Genomic DNA, 22,743 nt, shown 5'->3' with positions numbered 1-22,743 from the left:
GCCGATTATTATTTTATCAGGTTAATGTTGTGGTCACTAAAGTTCGTTTTGCTCAGTTTAATATATCTCTTTCACTGCCAGAGCAAGGAGCGATCAAGCAGCAGCTGTTAAATCAATCTCATCCTCGTTTTAAAAAACTGGCCAGTATTATTTTAAAGACGGCTCCAGATGTACTTCTGTTATGTGAATTTGATCATCCAGGAGAAGGTGGAGACGATGGATCTTTGGATATTTTTTGCCGTGATTATTTAACTGATCACGCTTCAAATTCAAATAAGCCATTATATCCTTATGCCTATTGTCCACCGTCAAATACTGGATTACTTGCTAGTGTTTCATTGCATGGCGAGAAGATCCCATCGTTGCCCGATGACGGGATTGGTTTTGGCTTTCATCATGGCCATTTTAGTTTTGTACTTTTATCCAAATACCCGATTGACACAAATAATATTCGATCATGGCAAAAGCTGCTTTGGAAAAATTTACCATCCCATTCGATTCCAGAAAACTATTACTCTCCTCAAGCGCTAAATGAACTTCGTTTATCATCTAAAAACCACTGTGAGATCCCGATTACCATTAATGATAAACAGGTATCAGTCTTAGCAAGTCACCCTACACCGCCTGTATTTGATGGGATAGAGCAGCGCAATAAGCGACGCAATAAAGACGAGCTAAAACTCATTCATGAAATGTTGGATCCGGCATCATCTGTACTGGATGATAGCGGGAGACAAGGTGGCCTCCGGCTTGAGCAATCTTTTGTGATCATGGGAGATTTAAATGCTGATCCAATAAACGGAGATGGGGAGACTCAAGTTATACGCAATTTATTGTCGCATAAGCGAGTGAATCAGCGAGTTTCTCATGGAAGCTTAATGCCGAAAAGTAAGGGGGCAGTACAAGCTCGTGTATGGCAGCCAAGAAAAGGTGAGCGTGCGTCATGGACACATATTAATGGACTACGATTAGATTATGTATTGCCCAGCACAGATCTGAATGCAATTGGGTCTGGCGTGTTTTGGCCAGCTCAAGGCAGTTCTGAACGCGCGCTTATTTGTGATGAAAAAGGCCGAGAGCGAGCGCAAGCAGGCAGCGATCACCGCTTAGTGTGGGTTGATATTGAAATAGAGTAGTTACAGGCTTTGAACTTAGATAAGTCATTAAAACGTAAAGTATTTCTTGTGCTTTTTCTAAATTTGAGTCAGGCAAAGCACCTAATTGTGGAGTTAGTACGTGAGTTTTCAGTAAATCGTCATATTTATTAGGGTTATAGTTAGTAATTCATTCATATTTATACAGTTAACAGCTAAAATTCTTGTAAGTATTATCATTTATAACAAACAAGGTGAATTCATGAAGTGGCTAAATCACTTACCACTACGGGTTAAGATGTCGATACCAGTGGCATTGGTCGTAGCATTATTTGTTAGCATAACCATTTTTAATGTCGTTATGTTTAATAAACAAGATGAGATTAATGGCAGACTGCAAAAAGTGCAGTTGGTGTTAGGAGATTTAGAAAGTGGTTACCGTGATATTTACCAAGTAATGACAGCCGCACAGGGTTTATTACTTGCTGAAGGAAGCCAAGCAAAAATCAACTATAACATTCAAGAATTTAAAGATAATGCGTACAAAGCGGGCCCTAGATTAGGTAAAGCCCAAATGTTATATGACTCAAAAATACTGCCAAGTCATACGCGAAATACATTTAATACACTCAATTCCTCAATTGATCAGTGGGTGGGGCTGTATGAGCCACTTTTCAATAACCCCGCTAATGCGAGTGATTATTACGCGCGTACAAGATCAACCATGGATGCTAAATTTGCAGAGCTACGTGGCGCTTTAATCGAAATGCAAAAAACGATAAGAGACAAGCAGGCGTCATTGCGAGTGGAGCGTGAAGCAGCACGAGATACTGCCTCCTTGGTACTCCAAGCTGGAACTGGAGTCGCTATTCTTCTTGCTGTTGTATTTAGCTGGTTACTTTCTGGTTGGTTGGTAGCGCCGATTAAGCGTCTGTCAAAAGCAATGGATGAGATTGCTTCTGGTGATGGTGATTTAACAAAACGTATTGATGCTGAAACCAAAGATGAGGTTGGAAGCTTAGCGTCTTCTTTTAATACCTTTGTTGAAAAAATTCAAACGACGGTAACAGAAGTGATTTTTGCTTCAAACGCGGTTCGTGCCGAAATGGAGAACATTAAAAGCTTAACTCAAGGTGTGGTGGTAAGTGCTTCCGGCCAGCAAGAGGAAAGTGAAGTGGTTGCTGCAGCGGTACACGAAATGCGAACGACCAGTGAATCAGTAAGCGGCAATGCCGATGAAGCTGCTTCTGCCAGTAAGCGCGCGAGCGAAGAGTCTCAAACCGCCAGCGATGTATTAGGTAATACCGTAAAATCAATTCAGCACTTAGCCAATGAGATTGAACATGCCAGCGAAGTGATTCACACGTTAGATGCGGATGTTGCGAATATTGCTTCTATTTTAGATGTGATAAGGGGTATTGCTGAACAGACGAATTTGTTAGCGCTTAATGCCGCGATTGAAGCAGCACGAGCGGGTGAGCAAGGGCGTGGCTTCGCGGTCGTAGCGGACGAAGTTCGGGCTTTGGCAAGTAAAACGCAAGAAAGTACGGGTGAAATTCAAACCATGATTGAGCGTTTACAGGCTGGTGCAAAAGAAGCGGTGACAGCAATGGAAGCGAGTAAAATTGGTGGTGAAGAAACCGTAGATAAGGCAGGTTCAGCATCCAGTTCGTTAGAGGAAATCAGCCGTTCTATAGAAGTCATTAATGAAATGAATACGCACATTGCAGCAGCGGCTGGTGAGCAAAGTAAAGTGAGTGAAGATATTAACACCAATGTTCAACAAATTGCTGGCAATAGTTATCAAATGGTTGAAATGGTGAGCAGTGCAGAAAATGCGTGTGAGTCACTTGCTGAGCAATGTGAGCGGTTAGATAGCTTGGTGGATCAGTTTAAGGTTTAGGGTGTGTTTTTGACTGTTTGATCCAGCGTTATTGCTTAAATTCTTGTAATTGTATGGCCTTTAACAGAGAGGCATTCTGATAAGGTTGTTCATAAAACTCTTAGCCTTCTTCGGGTTATACCGAGAAGGCTTTTTTGTTTTTCAAGCCTAAAGTATGACTTGTAATGCATATGAGGTTTTTAGAACTAAATCACATAATCATCAATAAAATGAACAATGATTTATTAATTCATTGATATTGTCAATAAATTGACTATGCTGCGCGCCATAAATAATTTTGCTAGTTAAACATGTATTTAGGATAATAAAAATGAAAAAATTATTAGCAGGCGCGGCTTTATTTACTTTGAGCTTTAATTCATATGCTGAGATTATGCCTTACGCTAGCGTTGGTATGAATGTATTTAGCATCGATAATGAATCTTCCGCTTTTGGTGCAGAGGCGAGCTCAGATGGTGGATCAACTGCTGTGTTTAATGGTGGTGTGATGTTTGGTTCGAACTCAAAAGTAAATGTATTTTACTTTTCGGGTGAAGAAGACGATTCAAATGTAATGAAGGCAACTGTCTCTGGTATCTCATACGATTATAACTTTAATAACCAGGGTGCTTACCGTGGCATTGTTTTAGGTGCTGGTATTTCTAATGTGGAAACTGAGTTTAAAAACTCATCAATCACTACAGCGACAAGTGATAGCAGCACAGGCTTATTGCTTCGCCTAGGTTATGATTACTTAATGGATAACGGCTTATTCTTAAGTGCTGTTCTTAATTACAATACAGCAGAGCAAAAGCATAAGCCTCTGACAGCTGCACCTAATGCTGAGTTTACATCAACAGTAAATGACATTTCGTTTTCTGTTGGTTACGCCTTCTAAGCTGGCTGTAATTCTGTAAAAAAGATAGAGAGCACTTATGGGTGCTCTTTATCATTTTAGAGTATAGGAGAATTGGTAGTTGGGTAGGTTTCTTGTTATCTTTAGCTGTGGATAATCAAGCTGCACTATCTTTTAAAAATAAAGATTTACTTTTCACTGGTGTGCATTTTTTGCAGCGCCAGATCTTATTAGGGTTGCCTAATCCAGCTTTTAACCATGGTGATGTTGCACCAATAAATTGAATACATTCAGAAACCTCTAAACAAGAACTGCAAACTTCCCATTTTGGCTTTTGTGCTAATTCTGCATTCACATCGGCTAGTTGCATTACTTTTCCCATCAAGATACGAACTACAATACTTAACTGTATATCCATACAGTGCTTTTGGCAAGATATTTAATGCTTTGCTAAGAAACAAACTTCCTTTTGTATGCTAATTGGCGAAGTGCTTATCGGTTAAAGATATGAGCCGTAAAACATAGAGTTGAAGGCTCAATATCGAGAGGTTAATGGTATAGGCTAATTCCTGGTCCAACAAAAAAAGGCATAAGTTTGGTAGGCTGACGATTTCTTGACTTATCGTACACAGATTGAAATAGCATGCAGTCTAGGCATAACCTCCATGTCGCATCTTCGTTGTAGCAAAACTCATCAAACCCACAATTTGGGCAAGGGTAATCTTCTTCTATTATCATATTGGTTTCATATCTTGATTTTGAGACAAGTATACTAATTATGAAACATTTGTATAGCGATCTTCTTTAACAAGAATACAGAGATGAGTCGCGTAAATTTTAGATAGAAACATATTAATTACATGAATTTATCGTGTTATTTGTAAAACATAGAAGCAAAGTTGGCATTGACTACTGTGGTGTAATTTATAAAACGGTTTTAATAAAATAAGAAATTGCTAACGGCTGTAGCAGAACGTTGATAGGAGCGGGGGTATTGAGATATCGATAAAAAAGCCGATGGGCGGCTAGCTCATCGGCAAAACAAAGAAGTAAGGTATGGAAATTAGGAACATAATAACAATATGAAATTTGGTTCGTAAAGTATTAGTAACATCTTTATGTAAGGTTAAGCAGAAAATTGTGACATTCTGCGAGAATAGGCATTACCCTTCAGTAGGAATAAAAATGAAGACTCTTTCGTTATTGAAAGCATTACTTGTGGTTGTTTTATCTATCGGGGGGTGTTCTTCGCGTTATATTATTCACCCAGAGCAAGTTATAGTTCATTCAGGTGGGGGGGTCATTTCTGCTGCTATTACAGGAAGTGGGAATTTTAAAAAGACGAAAACAGAACAACTAAAAACGCTATCTATATCTGGTACTGTCGAAAATATCGATGATGGTTACCTTGTCCAAATATGGTTTTTTGAAGAAAACAAATTAGATGAAAGCCAAAGAGTCGAAGGAAATTATTTTGGTAACCGTACCCAAGAGATACAAACGTCAGTGTTGCTGCACAAAAATGAGCCAATTGTTCTTGGTGGTATAGACAGCAATGTTGTAAGGATAGAGATCAGGTAATACCGTGCAGTTTATGTGTTTTATTGATTCAACAAGGTACACTTATATCAGCGTGCTCTTAATTAGTTAGGAGTCGTTGATGTTAGTGAAAATGAGTAACTGTTATGTTTTCAAACGAAAAAGAGGGTGAGTTCTCACGCAAGAGTTTCATTGGTCATTCTATTGTCTATTGCACTGTATGGATGGTATGAATTGCATGGCTTAAATCAGCGTATTGAAATTGGAGTAATTCTTGAAGGCACACAGAGGAATGGTTTTGGCAGGGTTAAAAGGGCAAATGGCGAGATAGTATCGGCTGTATCGAATTGCCCTGGTTATACCGTGGGCTGGCAGGTTAAGCTAGTTGAAGGTGATGGTATCTTTTTTGATGGGAATAGGTACTCCATAGATTGTAGGCCGTACGTACAGTTAACGACCGAATATCGGGCTGTACGGCTTAGTGAGAAAAATAAGCTATTTAAAGAGCATCTCAACGGAAAGTACCTCAATAATGCTAAAGATATAAATTAACATGGCAGGTAGATGGCTGTGACATCAACTTGTTGACTTTATTTTGAACGGCTTCTAACTATGTAAAGAAACACTATTCTTTTCCACAGCTGTTTTGTTTTTTATTTGAACAATACACTAATGTTAATAATCACAATAATTTATTGATAGTCGGCACACCTAACATTATTGTCAAAAACTCTTAAAAAAAATTGAGTTTTTACAGTATCATACGCGCATATGTACTTCAGGTGCTTTCATCTTTATACGACGTTGATGTTTGCCATAAATAGAGGTAACTCTATTAATCTGAATTACATGAACAGAATGCCTCGATTTATCATTCTGTTCTAGTCGTACCAGTATAAAAATTAATGAGTTTATAAAATTGGCAACTTTTGCCTAGTTTGATATGAATTCACGTTTCGTTATGCCTTAAAAGCATGATTATTTAGGTTAGGTTTATCATGATTAAATTTCGTAAATTAGCTCCACTTTTTCTTTTGGTCGCTCTTGCTGGCTGCGGAGAACCAACAATTGACTCCTCTTCTCAAGAGGCAATGAAATCCTCGATGGAGGAAATGATGGAAAGTTTACCAGAAGAAAAACAGAAAGAACTTCAAGCAAGCCTAGCACAACTATTTTTAAAAGTTGGTTTTACCGCCATGCGAAATGGTGCTTCTGAAGAAGATATTAACGCAAAAATTGCGGAGTCGATCAGCGGAAAGACTGCGGATGAGATCATCGCTCTCTCTAAGCAGCAGTAGCTCTTTATAGAACAGAGAAGCAGGGTGAGAATTAATTTACGGTCGCTTCATTGCTGCCGTAAAATCCTGCTGTATCTGTTCTTTTATGTAACACCTTAAATACCTTGCGTTCAATTCAATACGCTATTCGTTCAACAGATTACTTTTATTATGGCTGTGGGAAAATATGAAAAAATTCATTATTGCTTTATTGTCTATGATGTCATTTTCAGCGAGTGCGAAATTCATTCACCCTCTTGATTTTGATGGTTCTGATGCACAAAAAAAAGAAGTTGTTGCGTATATTCAAGCCAGAGTGAAACAAGATTACTGTCAAACAGTAGATATGTGTCAAGAGTCGATGCTTCGAATGATGGAAAAACAAAACCTGAATGCTTTTAAAAAGCTAACTCAGGCTACAAACCGACCAGTATTGGACAGAGCAATCCACGACTATTGTGGAACCGTAGACATGTGTACGTATCAGATGATTGATATGATGTATAACCAAAACCTAAAGGCAGCACAGCAGCAGTTAACGTGGTAAAGCGTTATTTTTTGTAAATTTGAGCCTACTGTGTTCGTTGACGATGTAGGCTTTTTTAGTTGCTAGATAAAGTAAATACGAATTGAGTGAGAAGATGAGTAATCCGAGCTTGGAACAACAGCAGCTGATTAATGCCATTATTAAGAAGGCACTTGAAAAAAAGAAGAACGAAAATGTTATTGATGAAGATGCATTGAATTCAACATTAGAGTCTATTTGTGAAGTAACGGGGATATCTCGTGAAGAAGCGGAAGAAATAGCCAACGAGGTGATTGAAAAGCATAAAAATACATCTAAGTTTTCAGAGTCCCCAGAGTCCCCAGAGTCCCCAGAGTCCCCAGAGTCCCCAGAGCCTTCAGAGTCTTCAAAATTTTCAAAATGGAGCTGGTTTTTTGGCGTTTGGTGCATAGCATCAAGTATTAGTGCGTTCTCACAGACATTTCTAGTTGCCTTGTGCTATTTAGCTATGGCTTGTTTTTTACTCCCGCCTGTTCGAGAGTTTGTTTACACCAAAACAGGTAAGCAAATATCCTCTAAGGCTAGAGGAGCTGCAATTTTTGTCCTTTTTGTAATGTCAGGTGTTTTTCTTACGGCAGTCGATGAAAAAAAAGCTCAGGATTTAGCTGTTGAAAAAGCAAAAAAACAAGTTGAAGCCGTTGAACAGATACGGTAAGGGAATATAAGCAATATGGTTCTTTATAGAACCTAAAGGCAGATGAATAGTGAGCGTTATGTTAGCTTTATTACTGCGGTAAAACTGTACATATAAGATGATTGGTGTGGTATTAACCAACAACGATAGGTAGCACAGTAATAGCACTTAACGTAGCAAAAAGACTATTCGCCTGCCAACTTAGTGTACTGTGCTCGTTAAAGGTGTCGCTTTTTAGTAGCTAAATATGAAATAAATACAAATTGAGTTAGAAGATGAGTAATACAAATAGAGAGCAACAGAAACTGCTCAATGAGATCATTGAAAAAGCATTTGAAAAAAAGAAGAACGACAATGTTATCGATGAAAATACATTGAATGCAACATTAGAGTCTATCTGTGAAATGACGGGAATGTCTCGTGATGAAGCTGAAGAGATAGCTAAGGAGGTAATTGAAGAGCATAAAAATAGTACTGAACCTACAAAAGCTTCAGAGCCTCTAGAATCTCCAAAGCCTTCAAAGTCTTCAAAGTCTTCAAAGCCTTCAAATTTTTTATTGCCCCGGTTAGTCTTTAGTTGGTTCTTTGGTTGTTTCTTTTTGTTATTAAGTATTTTGGCTTTCTCTAAGACATTGTTAGGCGCTCTGTGCTTTTTTGTTATCGCTTGCTTGTTACTTCCGCCAGTTCGACAATTTGCCTATATCAAAACAGGTAATAAAATATCGTTTACAGCGAGAGTGTTTATAATTTTTCTCTTTATGACATTTGGGGTTTTAACTGGAGAAAGAAAAGATAAGGAAGCACAGGACATTGAGAAAGCAAAAGAACACGCTGAAGTAGTTGAATTAATACAGTACAGAAAACAATAGGTAGTAGTAAATATATTTACATATCAGATGGTTGATATGGTGTATAACCGAAATATAAGTAAATACGAATTGAGTTAGAAAATGAGTAACCCGGATTGTAAAGAGCAGCAACTGCTCGATGAGATAGTTGAAAAGGCATTTGATACACAGAAGAATGAAAGTGTTATCAGTGAAAGTAAATTAAACTCAATATTAGAGTCTATCTGTGAAGTGACGGGGATATCTCGTGAGGAAGCCCAAGAGATAGCAAATGATGTGATTGAAAAGCATAAAGATGGAACTGAGTTTTCAAAACCTTTGGATCGTTCAACATCACCTTTAGAGCTTTCAACGCCTTTAGAGTTTTCAAAACCGTCATTATTCAGTTTGTTTTTTAGTTGGGTTTTTGGTTGTTTCTTCTTCTTCCTAAGTATTATTTTTACCGATGATATGTTTTTAATTGCTATGGGCTTTCTGATTATCGCTTGTTTTTTACTTCCGCCTGTTCGAACACTTGCCTACATTAAAACAGGTTATAAAGTACCTTTTATAGCAAGAGGGGTTATAATTTTCATTATTTCTTTTGCCATATCCAGTATTGTGCTTGGGGAGTACCGAGAATATAAAGCTCAGGGCTTAGTTACAGAGAAAGCAAGAGAACACACTGAGAAAATTGAGCTGATCCAGTACAGAACAGAGAATAATAGGCAGCAGTAGTTTAGTTCATCAGTTGAACCATTGTGGATAGGGAATTTAAGACTATTGTGAATCAGTAGATATTCACCTATCAGGTAACTAATATGATGTATAGCCAAAACATAAGTAAATACGAATTGAGTTAGAAGATGAATAACCCGGATTGGAAAGAACAGCAACTGATCAATGAAATCATTAAGAAGGCTTTTGAAAAAAGGAAGAACAAAAGTGTTGTAGACATAGATAAGTTGAATTCAACGTTAGAATCTATCTGTGAAGTGACGGGGATGTCTCGTAAAGAAGCTGAACAGATAGCAAATGAGGTGATTGAAAAGTATAAAAATCAATCTGAACCCTCACAACGCCACCAAAAGAATAGTACTAAAGTGGCAGGGGCTGTGGAAGAGGTTGCATTTGAGTATGTGAGTGTCTTTCTTTTTGTATTTGTTTTTTATCTAGCCAGCTTGAAAACGCCTTGGTGTTTTATTGTACTGATATTTGCACTTCTATCCTCAGCATTAGTTATGTCTAAGTATTCGATAAAGTATGGTAAATCAAAGGCTAAGTTAGCTAAAGCGATATTTTATACTAGATCTACGGAAGTCAGACAAGAAGAAAAATATGTAACAATTAAGCGGCAATGGGAATCACAAGGTTGGCGTGAAGTAGAGTATGTCAATGATGGAACAACAGCACCTAGCTTTATTATGTTTGAAAAGTAAACAACTCATTGATTAGGTTTAACCTAGAGCATTTCATATTTAGTTAGGGTGGTGTGCACATCGTCCTATCTCTTTATTCTTTCTACCCACCGAAAGTATTTATTCTATCTCAAATTTTTGTTCTTTTTGAGTAATAGCCAACCATTCATGGCAGAAATGTATGATCTTAAATATATCATTTAATTTTAAACCGCTTTGCCGTATAATTAATTTTATAAATAGGCTTCATGAAATTAATAAATTATTTAAATCAATTTCTTAGAACCTTGTTGTCACCACTTTTGATTCTTTATTAAAAGATCGAAGCACTCGATATATTTTCTTCAGAATGGAAATCATCGTATTGAGCTGCTCGGCCGTCGAATTCTAGTGGGTTTGGTTAGTTATTATGCAGTTATTAGTATTCGGTGGTATTAGTGTTAACAGCACATAATTAATATTTTTTAGTTTAGAGGTAAGTACCCAGTGTCTATAGAGAAACTTTTAAACCTTGAATATAAACAGAGTGTTAAAAATGGAAATAGTACAAAAAAAGCGTTCAAATAAACATACCTTTACATTTTCTGATGAGTCATTCAATTTCTCATTTAAGGATAAAAGTGGTGCAGATGACGTTGACTTACACTATGCGGATTTTCCTAATAAGTCGTCATTGCGAATTGAGCAAAATGAATGGCTTCGAAATGTAGGGTTGCTATGGTGTGTTCTTGGAGTGTTTCAGCTTGGATATGCAATTTATTTAAATGCACCTCTTACAGGGAAAGGCTTTTGGTTAGCTGTTGGGCTACTGTGTGTGGTTTTTGCTCACTTTTCTAAAGTTAAGTATTCTGTATTTAAAGCAGAGCGTGGAAATATTTATATTATTCATGATAAAAAACATGATGTAATAGTTGATGAGCTTAAAGCTAGAAAGAAAAAGCAGTTATTAGACTGGTATGGTGAAGTCAATAAAGAAAATGATATTGATAATGAAATAGGTAAATTCAATTGGTTGCATGAACAAGGTGTACTAACAAAAGATGAAATGGACATGAAAATAGCTCAAGTAGAGTTTGCTCATAAAGTAAAATCGGATCAATCTGTTGAAGTTCTGAACTAAACGCTTATATATTGGTTCTTAATTGCTTTTTTCCAAAGTAAAGCAAGCCTTCTGGGCATTCTAGATATCGGAAATTAAAATATATTAATTAATATAGTTTGTTATTAAAAAATGAAAAAAATAATAGCGGCCATAGTCATTGTGTTATTAACAGCTTGTAGTGCCCAAAAATCAAACGTAAGCACTGCAGAAAAGGTACGCTCAAATTCGGCGGGTGACAAACTATTCCGTATGGGGTTGGATATTGCGTGTGATATTAAAGGTGGCGATAAGAGAGCTTGTGATTGCCAGTCAGATGTATTGTATGATGCAGCCGAACCGGAGTTAAGAGCAAATTTTTCTGCTGACCCACAAAGGTATCAGTTAGCTCTTGTTTCACTCATGCTTGAAAATAGTGATGCCTTGGAAGCATGTAAAAAACCGGTACAGTCTGAGAATATGACTAATTCGCAAATATAAAAACGACCAAAATGAAATCTCAACGCGAAGTGTTTATTTTTCGTTGAGTTTTATTTACTTGGATCAAAAATTAGCTCTGATGGCTTTTACAACATTTAAAAGTCAAGTTAGAAATTGTAACTCTGGAATAAAAATGAAAGTAAGTATGGATAAATCAGAACAAGAAGTAGCATTAAATACTAGAGATGAGTTTTACATAGTATCACCAAAAAAATTTATTATTATGTTTTTTGGGACTTTAGGAATGTACCATTTTTATTGGTTTTATAAAAACTGGAGTAATTACAGGAATAAAACAGGAGATAAAGTTTGGCCAATTGCTAGAAGCATTTTCTCTGTATTCTTTACGCATAGTTTGTTTAAAAAAATGCTGGGTAAACACAGTAACCCAACATCAGAAATGTCAAAAATGGTTGATGTTTGGGCTCTTGTTTACGTACTAACTTACGTGGTGTCTCAGATTTCAGATCAACTTCCAGGAAAAGAAATAGGCTTTCAATATACTGACTATATAAGCTTCATTCTTTTGCCTGCTGCTTGCTGGTCGTTATATAAAGCTCAGGTACTCGCAAATGCAGTTTGTAATAATCCCGATGGAAGTAAAAATAATAAATTTAGTATTCTGAACTATTTATGGTTAGTTTTAGGCGCTGTTTTTTGGAGCCTTATAGTGTGGGGAATGACGTTATAATTTAATTTCTATCTATTTCTCTGTGCAGTTAAATATAAATAACCTGGTGTTTCTTCTGTATTATCTGTAGGTATTGGAGATATTTTTTCTTTACGGAATATAAATTAGCTTCAGGTTATGGCTGCTTTGATTTGTGTTTTCTGTATATGGCTTAGGTCGGTATATCTCCCGAATCTGAAGGTATGTACGAAACTCAACTAAGCAGTAAATTCTAAATTTTTTGGGTTGTGTATATGAATAAGATGAGTGCCATTTGTCTTTTAGTGGTGTTTTTAGTAGCTGGTTGTTCGAGTACCAGAATTAAAGTCCAAGATGAAGGTTTTTAATACAACGAATTGAAATCAAATTTAAATGAGCCTGTATTTGTAATATTAAAAAATGATTTTTTGTTTCGTGGTATGTCACCAGATGATTACCAAAGAGGCTTATTATTTGGCAAAGAGTTTAAAAATGATATTTCTCAGAGTGCTTCAGTTACTAGAGTCCTGAGTGAAGATCGTTATACCATGGAAATGGAAGTCGAAGTATTTAAGGGGCGCTACAAGAGTGATGCATTAACATTATTATCTGCTTTTACAGTATTCGTTGTGCCGACTCCGATGGAGTACGACAGATCAGTCAATGCAATCTATTACCATGGAAAGAATAAGATTGGTGAATATACGTTTGAATTTAAACGTCATACATATAAAGGTTCATTTACAAGCGATAGATTCTGGGAAGAGTTAGCTGAGGATGCAGACCTTTTGGCTAATAAAGCTTTATCTCAATTTGAGACTGTAATATTAGAACACAAAAAAAGCGAGATTTAAGTTTTACATATTTATCAAACTGATGCTGTAAAATATGACGCACTTTTTACGAAAAAGTGTGTCAATTTTTTCTTTTTTTAGAATAAAATTACGCATTATTAATATGTTAAATGGTGAAAGACAAAAACCAGTATCTACATCTTCTTCATTAGGTTGCGGTTCTATCAAAAATATCCCAATAACACTGATGGCAGGCGGAAAAATTGAAAATGCCAAGTGACTATTTTATATCGATGAAGCTTGCGATTTATGGGGGAAATATTGAGAGCAAACGAAAGCTAGCAAGATCTTTAAGTCAGATTTTTAATAGCTTCATGTATTTGGAGGAAGTATGAACCTTGAAGGTTGTCCGGTGTGTGGTTATCCAGACTTTACAGCATTAGATCGTTTCGGTTGTACGACATTTGAAATTTGTGATTGTTGTGGTTGTGAGTCGGGGCTTGAGTACCAATCAGATGCCTCTCCTGAACGTCTGTTGGAATTACGTAGAGTCTAGTTATTTTCAAAACCTCAGCTTTGGTGGGGTTGTAAATTGGATAAACCCCAAAGATTTGACCCTATTGCTCAGTTAAAGCGAAGTAAACTCATCCATACACTGACGGAAGAAGAAATAGTAAAATATTTACATAGCAAGAATTTATGAGTGATTTTCAACGCTTAAAGTTTTTCAATTTAAATCAGTTTGAGTGCTCACAGGGAAATGACTTCGATAAGATGATTTAGCTTTATATTTAATTAAGCGTTATAGGTGCACACAGAGGAATAGTTCTATATTAACGTTGATAGTTGAATTCACGCTGTAAGTGAGGAAATGAGTAAATTTGGTCAGGAGTTTACCTGTAAGAAAGTTTTACTTTAGAGACATTATTCTTAATCAAAATAACGTGTTACACTCGGCGGTTCTTGTTCAGAGTGCTTTGTTAGTTCAGTACATGGCACTTTATTGCTTGCGTTAGCAATTAAAGGCTTTATTAATAAAGGATTATAAATGAAAAAATTGGCGGTTCTAGCTTTAGCCATGTGTTCTATTGATGCGGTAGCATTCAGTCAAAATACGGGAGCTCACTTAGGTAATTATGAGTATCATCATATTGAAAAACCTAACGTATTAGCAGGTGATAATTTAATTGTTTCATCAAAGTATAATAGTTTTACGAGCTCTCAAAGTCGAAATCAGTACTTAGGAGTTCGTGATCCCAGCGAGTTTCTTTGGACTCAACTTGGTATTGGGTTATTTTCGGGGGCAGCAGCTTTTGCTCCTGAATTTATGGGGTGGTCCTATATCTTAACAAGCCCCCTTATTACTGAGACACTACCTCCGGCATCAAGAATAACTGCTACAGCAGGGTTAGCTTCAGTGGGGGCGTATAACCTGTATCTCGCAGACGAAGATGAGAGCGAGGGGGATATATTTATAGCTAATCTCATAGGCTTGAATGCCGTGTGGTTATCTTCGTGGGCTTCGGACCAAATTTTTTATGATGAAAGTTCAAGTTTTTCTTTAGCTCCTGATGGTAATGGAGGCTGGTATATGAATTTTAGGTACACTTTTTAGGTAGGTAAATAATTCTAATAATGTGCTTAAACAGCTTACATATGAAATATGTGAGATTTGTTTTTGGGAAGATGATGGGCAGGATGAATCTAGCCAAGATGAATGCCTTAGTGGACCTAATAAGGTGTCCCTAAAAGAGGTAAGATTTAATTTTATTGTTCATGGTGCAGCTGAAAAAAAAGATCTAAAATATTCTAGATCAGCGCGTCATGATGATATTAACCTGAGGAATTACAGGTTGGAATACAACGTTGTTTTTTATTGGCGTATGTTAAATTTTTGATAGCAGTGGTCACCTTTACCAGTTCGGTGGACACATCTGATAGCAGGTATTATACAAAGATCACATGGAGTCGATATGAGCAATAGTGAGAGCTTAACTATTGAAGGGAGTAAGCTGAAGCCAATAAAGCACCTAATAGCTGGAATTGTGTTTGTGGCTATTGGGGGGTATTTAATTCACACTGGTTCCATATTTGGATGGGGGTGTGTGTTATTTTTTGGTTTAGCCATACCAGCATCAATTTTGCAATTTTTCAAACGCTCATACATAAAACTTGATTCATCAGGATTTGAAGTTGGATATGGAGCCAAACCTTGGAGGCTGGATTGGCATGAGGTTGATCTATTCTATGTAGGTAAAATTGGTGGTAACAAAATGATAGCCATTAAGTACTCTTCTTCGTATGAAAAGCAGCAAGGCAGTAGAAAAATCGCATCTACTCTTACAGGTATGGAGGGGGTTATTAACAACCAATTTAAGTTGTCACCTGAACAAATATGTAAGCACTTAAATGATTGGAAGGTTCGTTATTGTGAAGATGCTAATACATAACAAAGCCATAGAATATTACTCCTTGCAGGCTTTAGGTTTGTAAAAATCGCTCGCTGCTTATGGTTGGCGTTAATCTTTAAAGAAACATAATTATTATGAATATTGAGTACCTTGAAAAGTTTGAAAGAGAACTGAATACTGGATTGAGAAAACAGGCAGCAAAATCGATTCAGTTGTTTATAGGTTCTTTTAAAGATGAAGATGAAATACGTGCTTGGGTGTGGCAATACCTACTGAATCTGGAGAAGAACCAGCATTGCTGTATTCGGTATGAACTTTTTGTAAACCTTATTTATCCTACTTTAAAAAAAGGGTTTGAAGTTAGGAATTATGAATCGACACTATGGCTTGGGAAACTAGCTCAAAATATATATAAAACAAAAGGTGTTTTTGAAGAGCTTGGTTCATTAACTGAAATGGATTTTTACCGTAAGTGCTATGAGTTAGATGCCACTCGTAGTGAAGGTAAAGAACTCTTACGCCGTTGTATTCTAGATTGGCTTTCATATTGTGAGCATGAGTGGCCCGTAGGGATTCTTTATGGTAATGATGGTGCAACAGTTGAACAGTGCTCTGAAATACGACAAGAAGCTGAATTTGTTCGTTCATTAACGGTAGATAAAAACGAACAAGCTTTTATCGTTCAATTTTTAAATAAGCTTGAACAATACGAAAGAGGTTTAACAAGGTAACCATAATACGCGGCATTTTTGATTTCGGGTTCGGTGGGAGTTATACCCCGAAATGCGCTTAGGGCAGTTACTTTGCAATATCGCAGCGTGGTCAGGGGAGTTTAAGCCTGGAAGAGTCTGGGATGTAACCAATGATGAAATAATAGAAACTGTGTCGGCACACATAGAAGGTCGAAATAAGAGCTAATAACTTACGATTTAAATCTAAGTATTTACAGGGAGTTTTATGTTTAGAGTTGTGTATGAATGGCGTGTACCAGTAGATAAAATGGATGAGTTTCAAACTGTGTGGCGTTCGGCGACAGACTCGATTCACCATTCAGTAGATGGAGCACTGGGGAGCTTTATGCTTCGCTCTTATGAGACGCCTGAAAAAGTGTTAACTATTGCGAAGTGGGAAACGCACCAAGATTGGGAAGCGTTTTGGAAAAATCGTAATCCAGAAAAAATGCAGAAAATGCGGGATATTGCAGAGCGTATTTCTGTAGAGGCCTTCGATGAAGTAGAAGACAGAACCAAATAGTGGCAGCGGCCACGTAGTAAAATATTTAATATTGACTTCCAACAATTGCATTTTCGGTTATGAGTTTATTCTCTATTGTCAGTATGGCCTCTTACTTACACGTGGTATTAAATTGCACTATATTGAACTAAATCAATGTTTTATGTGTGTTATTTGGTATGGTGGGCGCATCTTTTGTTCAGCAGTATTTGTAATAAGGATGTAGTAATGTTTTGTAGTGGTTGCGGAAAAGAAATTCATGAAACTGCGAGAGCGTGCCCAAGTTGTGGAGCACAGCAGAAAGGCGTGAAAGGTGAGAAAAGTAGAATTTCTGCCGCATTACTGGCTTTTTTCCTAGGTGGGATTGGCGCTCATAAATTTTATCTAGGTAAAGTTGGACTAGGCTTTTTGTACTTGGTGTTTTGTTGGACGTTGATTCCTTCAATTATCGCTTTCATCGAGTTTATTATGTATCTGTGCGAATCTGATGAGAAATTTGAAACTAGATATGAAAGTTAAGTAAATCGAGTTTAAATTAGCATCGGTTAAGTCATCATCGAGCATTTACCGTACTTAAATTCACGCTAGTTAATAAACCATTTAAGAGTTATTCGCAGCGCATAGCTTTATTGTTATGGGTTGCGTTTTTGTGTTTTAAATAGATATTATATCTCCTTTTTAATATTTCACACCCTTCAGCAGCGGCTAGGGTTGTTGCCCTTGAAGCATCTTAATCTTACTTCCAAAAGCACCGCACAATAACCTTCTATCCCGAGGGATAATTATTCTACATAATGATGGTTAATCCTTGATGCATATCGTTCTATGTACTTCTATTTTTCTGTACAATTAATATACATTAATGATGTCTTATCTGAGTTTTGGTTCTGCCTTCGAGTATTTTTTAATTAGATATAGCATGGGTTAAAGGAGTGAATTATGGCATTAAGTAATCAAGCAAAAAAAGCTTTGAAGCTGTTTAATGGTAACATTGGAAAAGTCGTTTCAAGAAAAGATATTATTAATGCGACGTCTTGGGCGGAAGCAACAGTAGATACATATATAAGTAAGAAGTGGCTTAATACTTTATTAAAAGCACAAGGCAATGATACTTATAAAGTTATCTTACCTGACGCTATCACTGAGGCTCAATTTGATGATTTACAAACTCAGGTTGATCTGCGGGTGAGAGCATAGCCAGCTGTGAAATGAAGCTAAAATAGCTGGCTTTTGTTCGAAAACCATGAAGTGTAGTGACTTTTTAGTGGCGTAAAAGGGGGGCTACGAACGTTTTCCTGTAATTTTTACACCACCTTCCCAACCACTTCTAATTCATCGGTAGCGACTTCATAGTTGCTGCCGTTGAAGTGCATTACTACTTTTCCCCCTGGTAGCTTTTGTAGCTCGCAGATCGAATAATCGTCATCAATCTTTACTAGGTAAGTCGCGCTTACGGCTTTTTTTATGCTGGTATTGATAAAGATCTTTTGATTGTCGTGTTCCACTAACATTAATTTTTCTGGCATATCGGCAAGAAATTTAGGATCAAAAGACATCGTTCCTTCATCGGTTAAAATACCATCTGCCAATGTGTAGTATGGAACGTCAATATTGTTAGATGAAACGATAGGCTGTCCGCTCTCAAACATTTCCCCCTCGCCAAGTAAAATCCAGCGTAAAGAAGCCCCTGTTGCTAAATGGGTTCGCACTGCAATTTCAAATGGCGTTTGCTCACGCCTATGCCATGTTGAGATGGTTCCCCAAGAAACGTCAAAAGCATCCGATAGCGATCTGTATTCCGCCAAATTAAGTATTTTGAGTAACCTTGTTGTTACATCTTTACCGCCTTGGTAGTCCATAGGCAGTAATTTTGCTATCTCTTTCATGTTTACATCTTGACTTGGATGCATTTGATCACCTAATATCACCAAGCAGTCAAATGACTATTTTAGGGTTGGCCTGCTGGGTGTTGATTTGAATAACTGTTAAAGAGAAGGATAACACTATGATTTCAATATCTACAGCGTTAAGTGTGAAGTTTTGGCTATTTATCGCACTAAATGTCTCATTAACAGCTAAGTAAGGTAGCTATAAGAGCCAGTCATTTGAATGTTTCAATAGAGTTTTAGTAACAATAAACCATTTGATTGTCCGTTATTTGGCTGTGGAATGTTCAAGTAGGGATATTCAATTGACGTTTAGTATTGTTTTTGGTTTTTAGTTTGATTAGAGGGATGTATGTACGAAGAATTGAAAAGTCACAGCCCAAGGCCTGCAAATGAGTCTATTGCGTTTTGCCGTGCTTTATTGGGGGCCGAGAGTCAAGTTGGCCTGATGTACGACAATTTAACGGAAGAAGTAAAACGATCGGTTTGCTTTTCTGCTGGATTCACTAGGCGGCATATCGCGAAGTCTTTTTCTGAACTTACAGTGTGGGAAAAAAAACAAGTCCACCGTGTTATTAATACGTTAGTGGGAGCTCTCACTCCTTTGTCTCATAAGCCATCCAAAGATTTTTACTAGCTATCTTACCTCTGGCTAATTAGCCAACAGTCCATCCCTTTTTCTGATTGAGTTGATAGTAAAGGGTTCTGTGTGTTTTTTTATTCGTCAATTTAGGTTTTATTGTGGAGGGTAGCATGAACTATTTTTTTGTTTATTTAGGCTTTGGTGGTGATGTGATTCGCGAGGTGCATACTCACGAGATAATGAATCAGCAGGTAGGGGAGTTTGAAAGTCGTGAAGAGGCAATGGAAGCGGTATGTGAACAGCTAAAGTGCTCATCCATGGTGCATGGTTTATTCACAAAAAGGGATAACGCTGGTGGTTTTCTACTTTGTGATGCTCATGAGTTTGTGGAGCTGTAATGCAGGTATTGAGTGCCATTACGCCGAATGAAGCTATCCTTGTTAGTCATACTAGTAAAGCGAAACTTTGGAGGGATGACAGCAAATGGGTGAGATCACTATTTGGTGGTATCCCTTCCGATATTGCTGTTTCACTGTTAAAACAATATGTTTTTCGTTGGGAGCGCTATGTTCAGCGCAATGGTAAAAGCCGTAGTGCAAATATTTGGCTTCGTCGACAAGTCACTATGGTGCGTGAAGCTGCTGGCCAGTTTCCGGTTCAGATTGAAAGGTTAAGGAATGAGATAAGAAGGAAATCTTTAGCCTCTGAGTTGGCTGATCAATGTCATCGAGTGTTAATGTCTTGTATTGATCAAAGGCAAGATGCCGTTGCTACAGCCAAGGTAATGAGGGATGTTTGGTTTCCGTGGTCCTTTATGCCAAGTGTCCCTACACAAAGTATTCCCCAAGAACAAGAAGAAAGTAACGAAGAGTATGAAGCACGAATAGAAGAAACCGTCGCTCTTGGTCAGATTGCTCGTTTAATAAATGAAGCTTGGTGGCTTAGAAAATTAGATATTGCTTACCGACGTTTTTGTGAACACTGCCGAATTATTATGGGCCAAGTTCGCAAAGGCGTATCTGCGTATATCAGTCATATTGGATTACAGGGTTACCGTGCTCGAAAAATCGCCAACTTAAAGGCTTTGTCTAATATTGTTGCGAGAAATGAGCTTACAGGCGAAGAAATTGACGTGATAGAAGCAGTTAAGGCATCTGTTTCTAACCCCAAAATTCGTCGTCATGAGCTAATGGTTCGTATGCGTGGCTTTGAAGATATTGCCACCGAAAATGGGCTGATGGGTGGCTTTTTTACCATGACCGCTCCAAGTAAGTATCATTCCTATCATTCTGTGCGTTCAAATGGAAAAACGTGCTCGGTTGAAAATAAAAAGTACCAAGGTTTTAACCCGAAGCAAACTCAGCGTTACCTTTCTCATGCTTGGTCTAAAGCAAGAGCTAAATTGAAACGTCTTGATGTTCCTCTTATGGGGTTTCGAGTGTGTGAGCCTCATCACGATGCAACTCCTCATTGGCATGCGCTGTTTTTTTTCCACCCTGAACATGAACCTGTTATTCGCTGGGTATTGGCGCATTATTTTACTGAGGAAGACAGATCAGAGCTTGGTGCCAGCGATGTAGATTTTAAATGTTGGTCAGATGCGATTGCGAAAACTAAAGATGAAGATGGAAAGTTTACTTTGCCATTAAGTGAAGAGAGTACAGAGCATATTGAGACGGTTTCTGCTCTGATCAAACCGCGCTTTGATTACAAGGTCATAGACCCAGAATGTGGCAGTGCGACGGGTTACATCGCGAAATATATCGCTAAGAACATTGATGGTTTTAAAGTTGAAGACGATGAAGAGTCTGGTGAAAAAGCAGAGGTGACAGCGGAATCGGTCGCAGGCTGGGCGAGTGAGTGGGGGATTCGTCAGTTTCAGCAGATTGGTGGGCCTTCTGTGTCTGTGTGGCGGGAATTAAGACGTTTAGAGCAAGATCCATTGGCGATAGAAGAGCAGCAACAAATTAAAAGTAATCCCTATAAGCCGCAAGTTCGTTCGTTCTTTGATTTGCAATCAGAAGAGCATCAAATTGAAGTAGCTCGGGTTGCAGCTGATTCTGGTAATTGGGGGATGTTTGTCGAAGCCATGGGTGGGGTGTTTTGTGCGCGTAACGCTCAACCACTGCGCTTGGCGTACCGTCCTAAAGAAAATGGTTATGGTGAGCTAGTTACAAAGCTAAAAGGTGTGACGAATGGGGTTGATCTTACGGTGATCAGTCGCATGGATGGTTGGGTACTATGCAAAAAAACACCTTCATCAGATCTTACTTTAAAAAGTTCGGTATCTACTCCTGAAACGGAGGATTTCTGTGCCTCTTGGAGTTCTGTCAATAACTGTACGCGGGATAAAAGCGGTGTGCTAAAACAGTCAATTCTAGGGCATTTTGAGTGTAATGGCATTGATGTTGATAAAGGTGGCGTAGCAGCAATGATAAGGGGAGATACTGTTTTTACTTTAGATGGCCGTAAGACCTGGTTAGATCGTACTCATATTGGTTTACAGGTACGTGTTGAGGAGGTTTTAGAGGAGGTTAAATGGGAAGGTTGGTGATTTTTAAGCTAACTCGCATTTATATCAGCGACTTGCATCATTTTTTTTCTCGTACTACTGTATAATCAGAAATAATACTGTATATTTGTACAGGTCTTTTGGCGAGGATTGAGCAGTACATATGAGAGATAGAGAGCTATACCTAGAGGCAATGGAATTTATTCTTGATGGCGTTGCATTAAGTACTGAGCAAGAGAGCAAAGCTGAACTAGGGATGTACTTAGTAGGTTTAGTTGTGGCAGATCAGCAAGAGCAACTTAAGCCCGAAAAACTTGATTGCCTCCGCCAGCTGATCCAGTTAGCTGACGAAGTCGAGTCACAGAAAATGGCCCTCTGAGTGAGGGCTTTCTTTTATTTATAAAGAGGAAAGTTGTTGTTGTAGTTCTTTACGCTGTTCTGGTGCTAACGATTTTAGGAGCTCGATGGCCATTTGAGAGGAGGTTTTAGCGGAAGGGCTGAGGGTATGGCTAAAACTTAAGTTCATGACAAAAGAATGGCCACATTCAGGATCACCGCAACTGCAATATAGATCAGCATAGCTATTTGAAATTCGGTTGGTTTTTTGAATACGGCTTTTATCACCACATTCAGGGCAGAATACTCGCATAACACATCCATTTTGATTCAAACTTATGGATTTTATTATACCACAAAAGCACTGTTTTTTCATACAGTGGTTGTGTTTTTAATAGGATTTTTTATATAGAAAAATCAATGTTTTATTTTGTTTTTAAATATTATTTTTTAAGTGATGAAATCAATAGAAAAAGGATAAAGATAAGCCCCTTCTTTTTGAGCATGTTATGACAGTGGATCATATCAAGTAGTGTTCATTTGGCAGAGTGCCCCCTTCACTCATTTCTATCTTATAGAGCTTCTTATAAGCATGTAGAGAGCTTTGTAAGAAAACCGTAAAGCTATTTAGGCATTAAAATGGAGTGCCTCTAGCGCCTTTTATTCGT

At 37.7% G+C, this 22,743-nt stretch carries 29 protein-coding genes; 26 read left to right on the top strand and 3 right to left on the bottom strand.

The window, feature by feature from the left end:
- Positions 1-29 precede the first annotated feature (29 nt).
- From MHO82_RS13030 to MHO82_RS13020, 3 genes are all read left to right on the top strand, one after another.
- Positions 30-1,136 (top strand): endonuclease/exonuclease/phosphatase family protein, encoded by a 1,107-nt coding sequence (locus tag MHO82_RS13030; protein ID WP_239184384.1) that lies wholly within the window; start codon positions 30-32, stop codon positions 1,134-1,136.
- A gap of 220 nt (positions 1,137-1,356) precedes the next feature.
- On the top strand, positions 1,357-2,997 hold the full coding sequence (locus MHO82_RS13025) for a methyl-accepting chemotaxis protein (RefSeq protein WP_239184383.1): 1,641 nt from the start codon (positions 1,357-1,359) through the stop codon (positions 2,995-2,997).
- Between the two features lie 310 nt (positions 2,998-3,307).
- Positions 3,308-3,874 carry a hypothetical protein gene (locus MHO82_RS13020; protein ID WP_239184382.1) on the top strand — a complete coding sequence of 189 codons (567 nt, stop codon included), beginning with the start codon at positions 3,308-3,310 and terminating at the stop codon, positions 3,872-3,874.
- Positions 3,875-3,989: 115 nt separating this feature from the next.
- On the opposite strand, the gene MHO82_RS13015 is transcribed toward MHO82_RS13020, so the two are convergent.
- Entirely contained in the window at positions 3,990-4,250 is a 261-nt protein-coding gene (locus MHO82_RS13015) for a hypothetical protein (protein WP_239184381.1), read from the bottom strand.
- Between the two features lie 767 nt (positions 4,251-5,017).
- Between MHO82_RS13015 and MHO82_RS13010 the strand changes: the two genes are divergently transcribed.
- The 19 genes from MHO82_RS13010 (at position 5,018) to MHO82_RS12920 (ending at position 17,955) form a co-directional block, all read left to right on the top strand.
- On the top strand, positions 5,018-5,413 hold the full coding sequence (locus MHO82_RS13010; RefSeq protein ID WP_239184380.1) for a hypothetical protein: 396 nt from the start codon (positions 5,018-5,020) through the stop codon (positions 5,411-5,413).
- Positions 5,414-5,575: 162 nt separating this feature from the next.
- On the top strand, positions 5,576-5,923 hold the full coding sequence (locus MHO82_RS13005; RefSeq protein WP_239184379.1) for a hypothetical protein: 348 nt from the start codon (positions 5,576-5,578) through the stop codon (positions 5,921-5,923).
- Positions 5,924-6,369: 446 nt separating this feature from the next.
- Positions 6,370-6,669 (top strand): DUF6694 family lipoprotein, encoded by a 300-nt coding sequence (locus tag MHO82_RS13000; protein WP_239184378.1) that lies wholly within the window; start codon positions 6,370-6,372, stop codon positions 6,667-6,669.
- Positions 6,670-6,835: 166 nt separating this feature from the next.
- Complete coding sequence (locus MHO82_RS12995) at positions 6,836-7,195, top strand: hypothetical protein (protein ID WP_239184377.1); 360 nt, start codon at positions 6,836-6,838, stop codon at positions 7,193-7,195.
- Positions 7,196-7,289: 94 nt separating this feature from the next.
- Entirely contained in the window at positions 7,290-7,868 is a 579-nt protein-coding gene (locus MHO82_RS12990; protein ID WP_239184376.1) for a hypothetical protein, read from the top strand.
- Between the two features lie 254 nt (positions 7,869-8,122).
- Complete coding sequence (locus MHO82_RS12985) at positions 8,123-8,716, top strand: type IV secretion system protein (RefSeq protein ID WP_239184375.1); 594 nt, start codon at positions 8,123-8,125, stop codon at positions 8,714-8,716.
- Between the two features lie 81 nt (positions 8,717-8,797).
- Positions 8,798-9,412: a hypothetical protein gene (locus MHO82_RS12980; protein WP_239184374.1), complete on the top strand. Its 615-nt coding sequence runs from the start codon at positions 8,798-8,800 to the stop codon at positions 9,410-9,412.
- Positions 9,413-9,540: 128 nt separating this feature from the next.
- Positions 9,541-10,113: a hypothetical protein gene (locus MHO82_RS12975; protein ID WP_239184373.1), complete on the top strand. Its 573-nt coding sequence runs from the start codon at positions 9,541-9,543 to the stop codon at positions 10,111-10,113.
- Positions 10,114-10,627: 514 nt separating this feature from the next.
- Positions 10,628-11,212 (top strand): hypothetical protein, encoded by a 585-nt coding sequence (locus tag MHO82_RS12970; protein ID WP_239184372.1) that lies wholly within the window; start codon positions 10,628-10,630, stop codon positions 11,210-11,212.
- A 111-nt stretch (positions 11,213-11,323) separates the two neighbouring features.
- The gene (locus tag MHO82_RS12965; protein ID WP_239184371.1) at positions 11,324-11,671 is read left to right on the top strand and encodes a hypothetical protein; all 348 of its coding nucleotides are present in this window, start codon (positions 11,324-11,326) and stop codon (positions 11,669-11,671) included.
- A 145-nt stretch (positions 11,672-11,816) separates the two neighbouring features.
- A complete protein-coding gene (locus MHO82_RS12960) occupies positions 11,817-12,362 on the top strand; it encodes a hypothetical protein (RefSeq protein ID WP_239184370.1) in 546 nt (181 codons plus the stop codon).
- A gap of 335 nt (positions 12,363-12,697) precedes the next feature.
- Positions 12,698-13,174, top strand: a complete 477-nt coding sequence (locus tag MHO82_RS12955; RefSeq protein ID WP_239184369.1) for a hypothetical protein — start codon at positions 12,698-12,700, stop codon at positions 13,172-13,174.
- Between the two features lie 331 nt (positions 13,175-13,505).
- Positions 13,506-13,670 carry a hypothetical protein gene (locus MHO82_RS12950; RefSeq protein WP_239184368.1) on the top strand — a complete coding sequence of 55 codons (165 nt, stop codon included), beginning with the start codon at positions 13,506-13,508 and terminating at the stop codon, positions 13,668-13,670.
- Between the two features lie 492 nt (positions 13,671-14,162).
- Positions 14,163-14,729 (top strand): hypothetical protein, encoded by a 567-nt coding sequence (locus MHO82_RS12945; protein ID WP_239184367.1) that lies wholly within the window; start codon positions 14,163-14,165, stop codon positions 14,727-14,729.
- 358 nt (positions 14,730-15,087) lie between these two features.
- Entirely contained in the window at positions 15,088-15,564 is a 477-nt protein-coding gene (locus MHO82_RS12940) for an STM3941 family protein (RefSeq protein ID WP_239184366.1), read from the top strand.
- 95 nt (positions 15,565-15,659) lie between these two features.
- Positions 15,660-16,256, top strand: coding sequence for a hypothetical protein (locus MHO82_RS12935; protein ID WP_239184365.1), 597 nt, complete (start codon positions 15,660-15,662; stop codon positions 16,254-16,256).
- Positions 16,257-16,482: 226 nt separating this feature from the next.
- Positions 16,483-16,779 (top strand): antibiotic biosynthesis monooxygenase, encoded by a 297-nt coding sequence (locus MHO82_RS12930; protein ID WP_239184364.1) that lies wholly within the window; start codon positions 16,483-16,485, stop codon positions 16,777-16,779.
- Between the two features lie 207 nt (positions 16,780-16,986).
- A complete protein-coding gene (locus MHO82_RS12925) occupies positions 16,987-17,277 on the top strand; it encodes a TM2 domain-containing protein (protein WP_239184363.1) in 291 nt (96 codons plus the stop codon).
- A 420-nt stretch (positions 17,278-17,697) separates the two neighbouring features.
- Positions 17,698-17,955, top strand: coding sequence for a hypothetical protein (locus MHO82_RS12920; RefSeq protein ID WP_239184362.1), 258 nt, complete (start codon positions 17,698-17,700; stop codon positions 17,953-17,955).
- Positions 17,956-18,062: 107 nt separating this feature from the next.
- Here the strand turns inward: MHO82_RS12920 and MHO82_RS12915 are convergent, their stop codons facing one another.
- Positions 18,063-18,668, bottom strand: coding sequence for a helix-turn-helix domain-containing protein (locus MHO82_RS12915; RefSeq protein ID WP_239184361.1), 606 nt, complete (start codon positions 18,666-18,668; stop codon positions 18,063-18,065).
- A 328-nt stretch (positions 18,669-18,996) separates the two neighbouring features.
- On the opposite strand from MHO82_RS12915, the gene MHO82_RS12910 reads away from it, so the two are divergent.
- From MHO82_RS12910 to MHO82_RS12895, 4 genes are all read left to right on the top strand, one after another.
- The gene (locus tag MHO82_RS12910; RefSeq protein WP_239184360.1) at positions 18,997-19,281 is read left to right on the top strand and encodes a hypothetical protein; all 285 of its coding nucleotides are present in this window, start codon (positions 18,997-18,999) and stop codon (positions 19,279-19,281) included.
- A 116-nt stretch (positions 19,282-19,397) separates the two neighbouring features.
- Positions 19,398-19,625, top strand: a complete 228-nt coding sequence (locus MHO82_RS12905) for a hypothetical protein (protein WP_239184359.1) — start codon at positions 19,398-19,400, stop codon at positions 19,623-19,625.
- Positions 19,625-21,781: a replication endonuclease gene (locus MHO82_RS12900; protein WP_239184358.1), complete on the top strand. Its 2,157-nt coding sequence runs from the start codon at positions 19,625-19,627 to the stop codon at positions 21,779-21,781. Before MHO82_RS12905 ends, MHO82_RS12900 begins: the two co-directional genes overlap by 1 nt.
- 121 nt (positions 21,782-21,902) lie before the next feature.
- Entirely contained in the window at positions 21,903-22,118 is a 216-nt protein-coding gene (locus tag MHO82_RS12895) for a hypothetical protein (protein ID WP_239184357.1), read from the top strand.
- Positions 22,119-22,136: 18 nt separating this feature from the next.
- On the opposite strand, the gene MHO82_RS12890 is transcribed toward MHO82_RS12895, so the two are convergent.
- The gene (locus tag MHO82_RS12890) at positions 22,137-22,388 is read right to left on the bottom strand and encodes an ogr/Delta-like zinc finger family protein (protein WP_239184356.1); all 252 of its coding nucleotides are present in this window, start codon (positions 22,386-22,388) and stop codon (positions 22,137-22,139) included.
- Positions 22,389-22,743: the final 355 nt, after the last annotated feature.

Origin of the sequence: Vibrio sp. Of7-15, from assembly GCF_022347565.1 — a bacterium.
In the GTDB taxonomy this organism is placed as follows: Bacteria; Pseudomonadota; Gammaproteobacteria; order Enterobacterales; family Vibrionaceae; genus NORP241.
The sequence above is the reverse complement of the archived record's forward strand: the minus strand, read 5'-3'. Positions and strand labels throughout refer to the sequence as shown.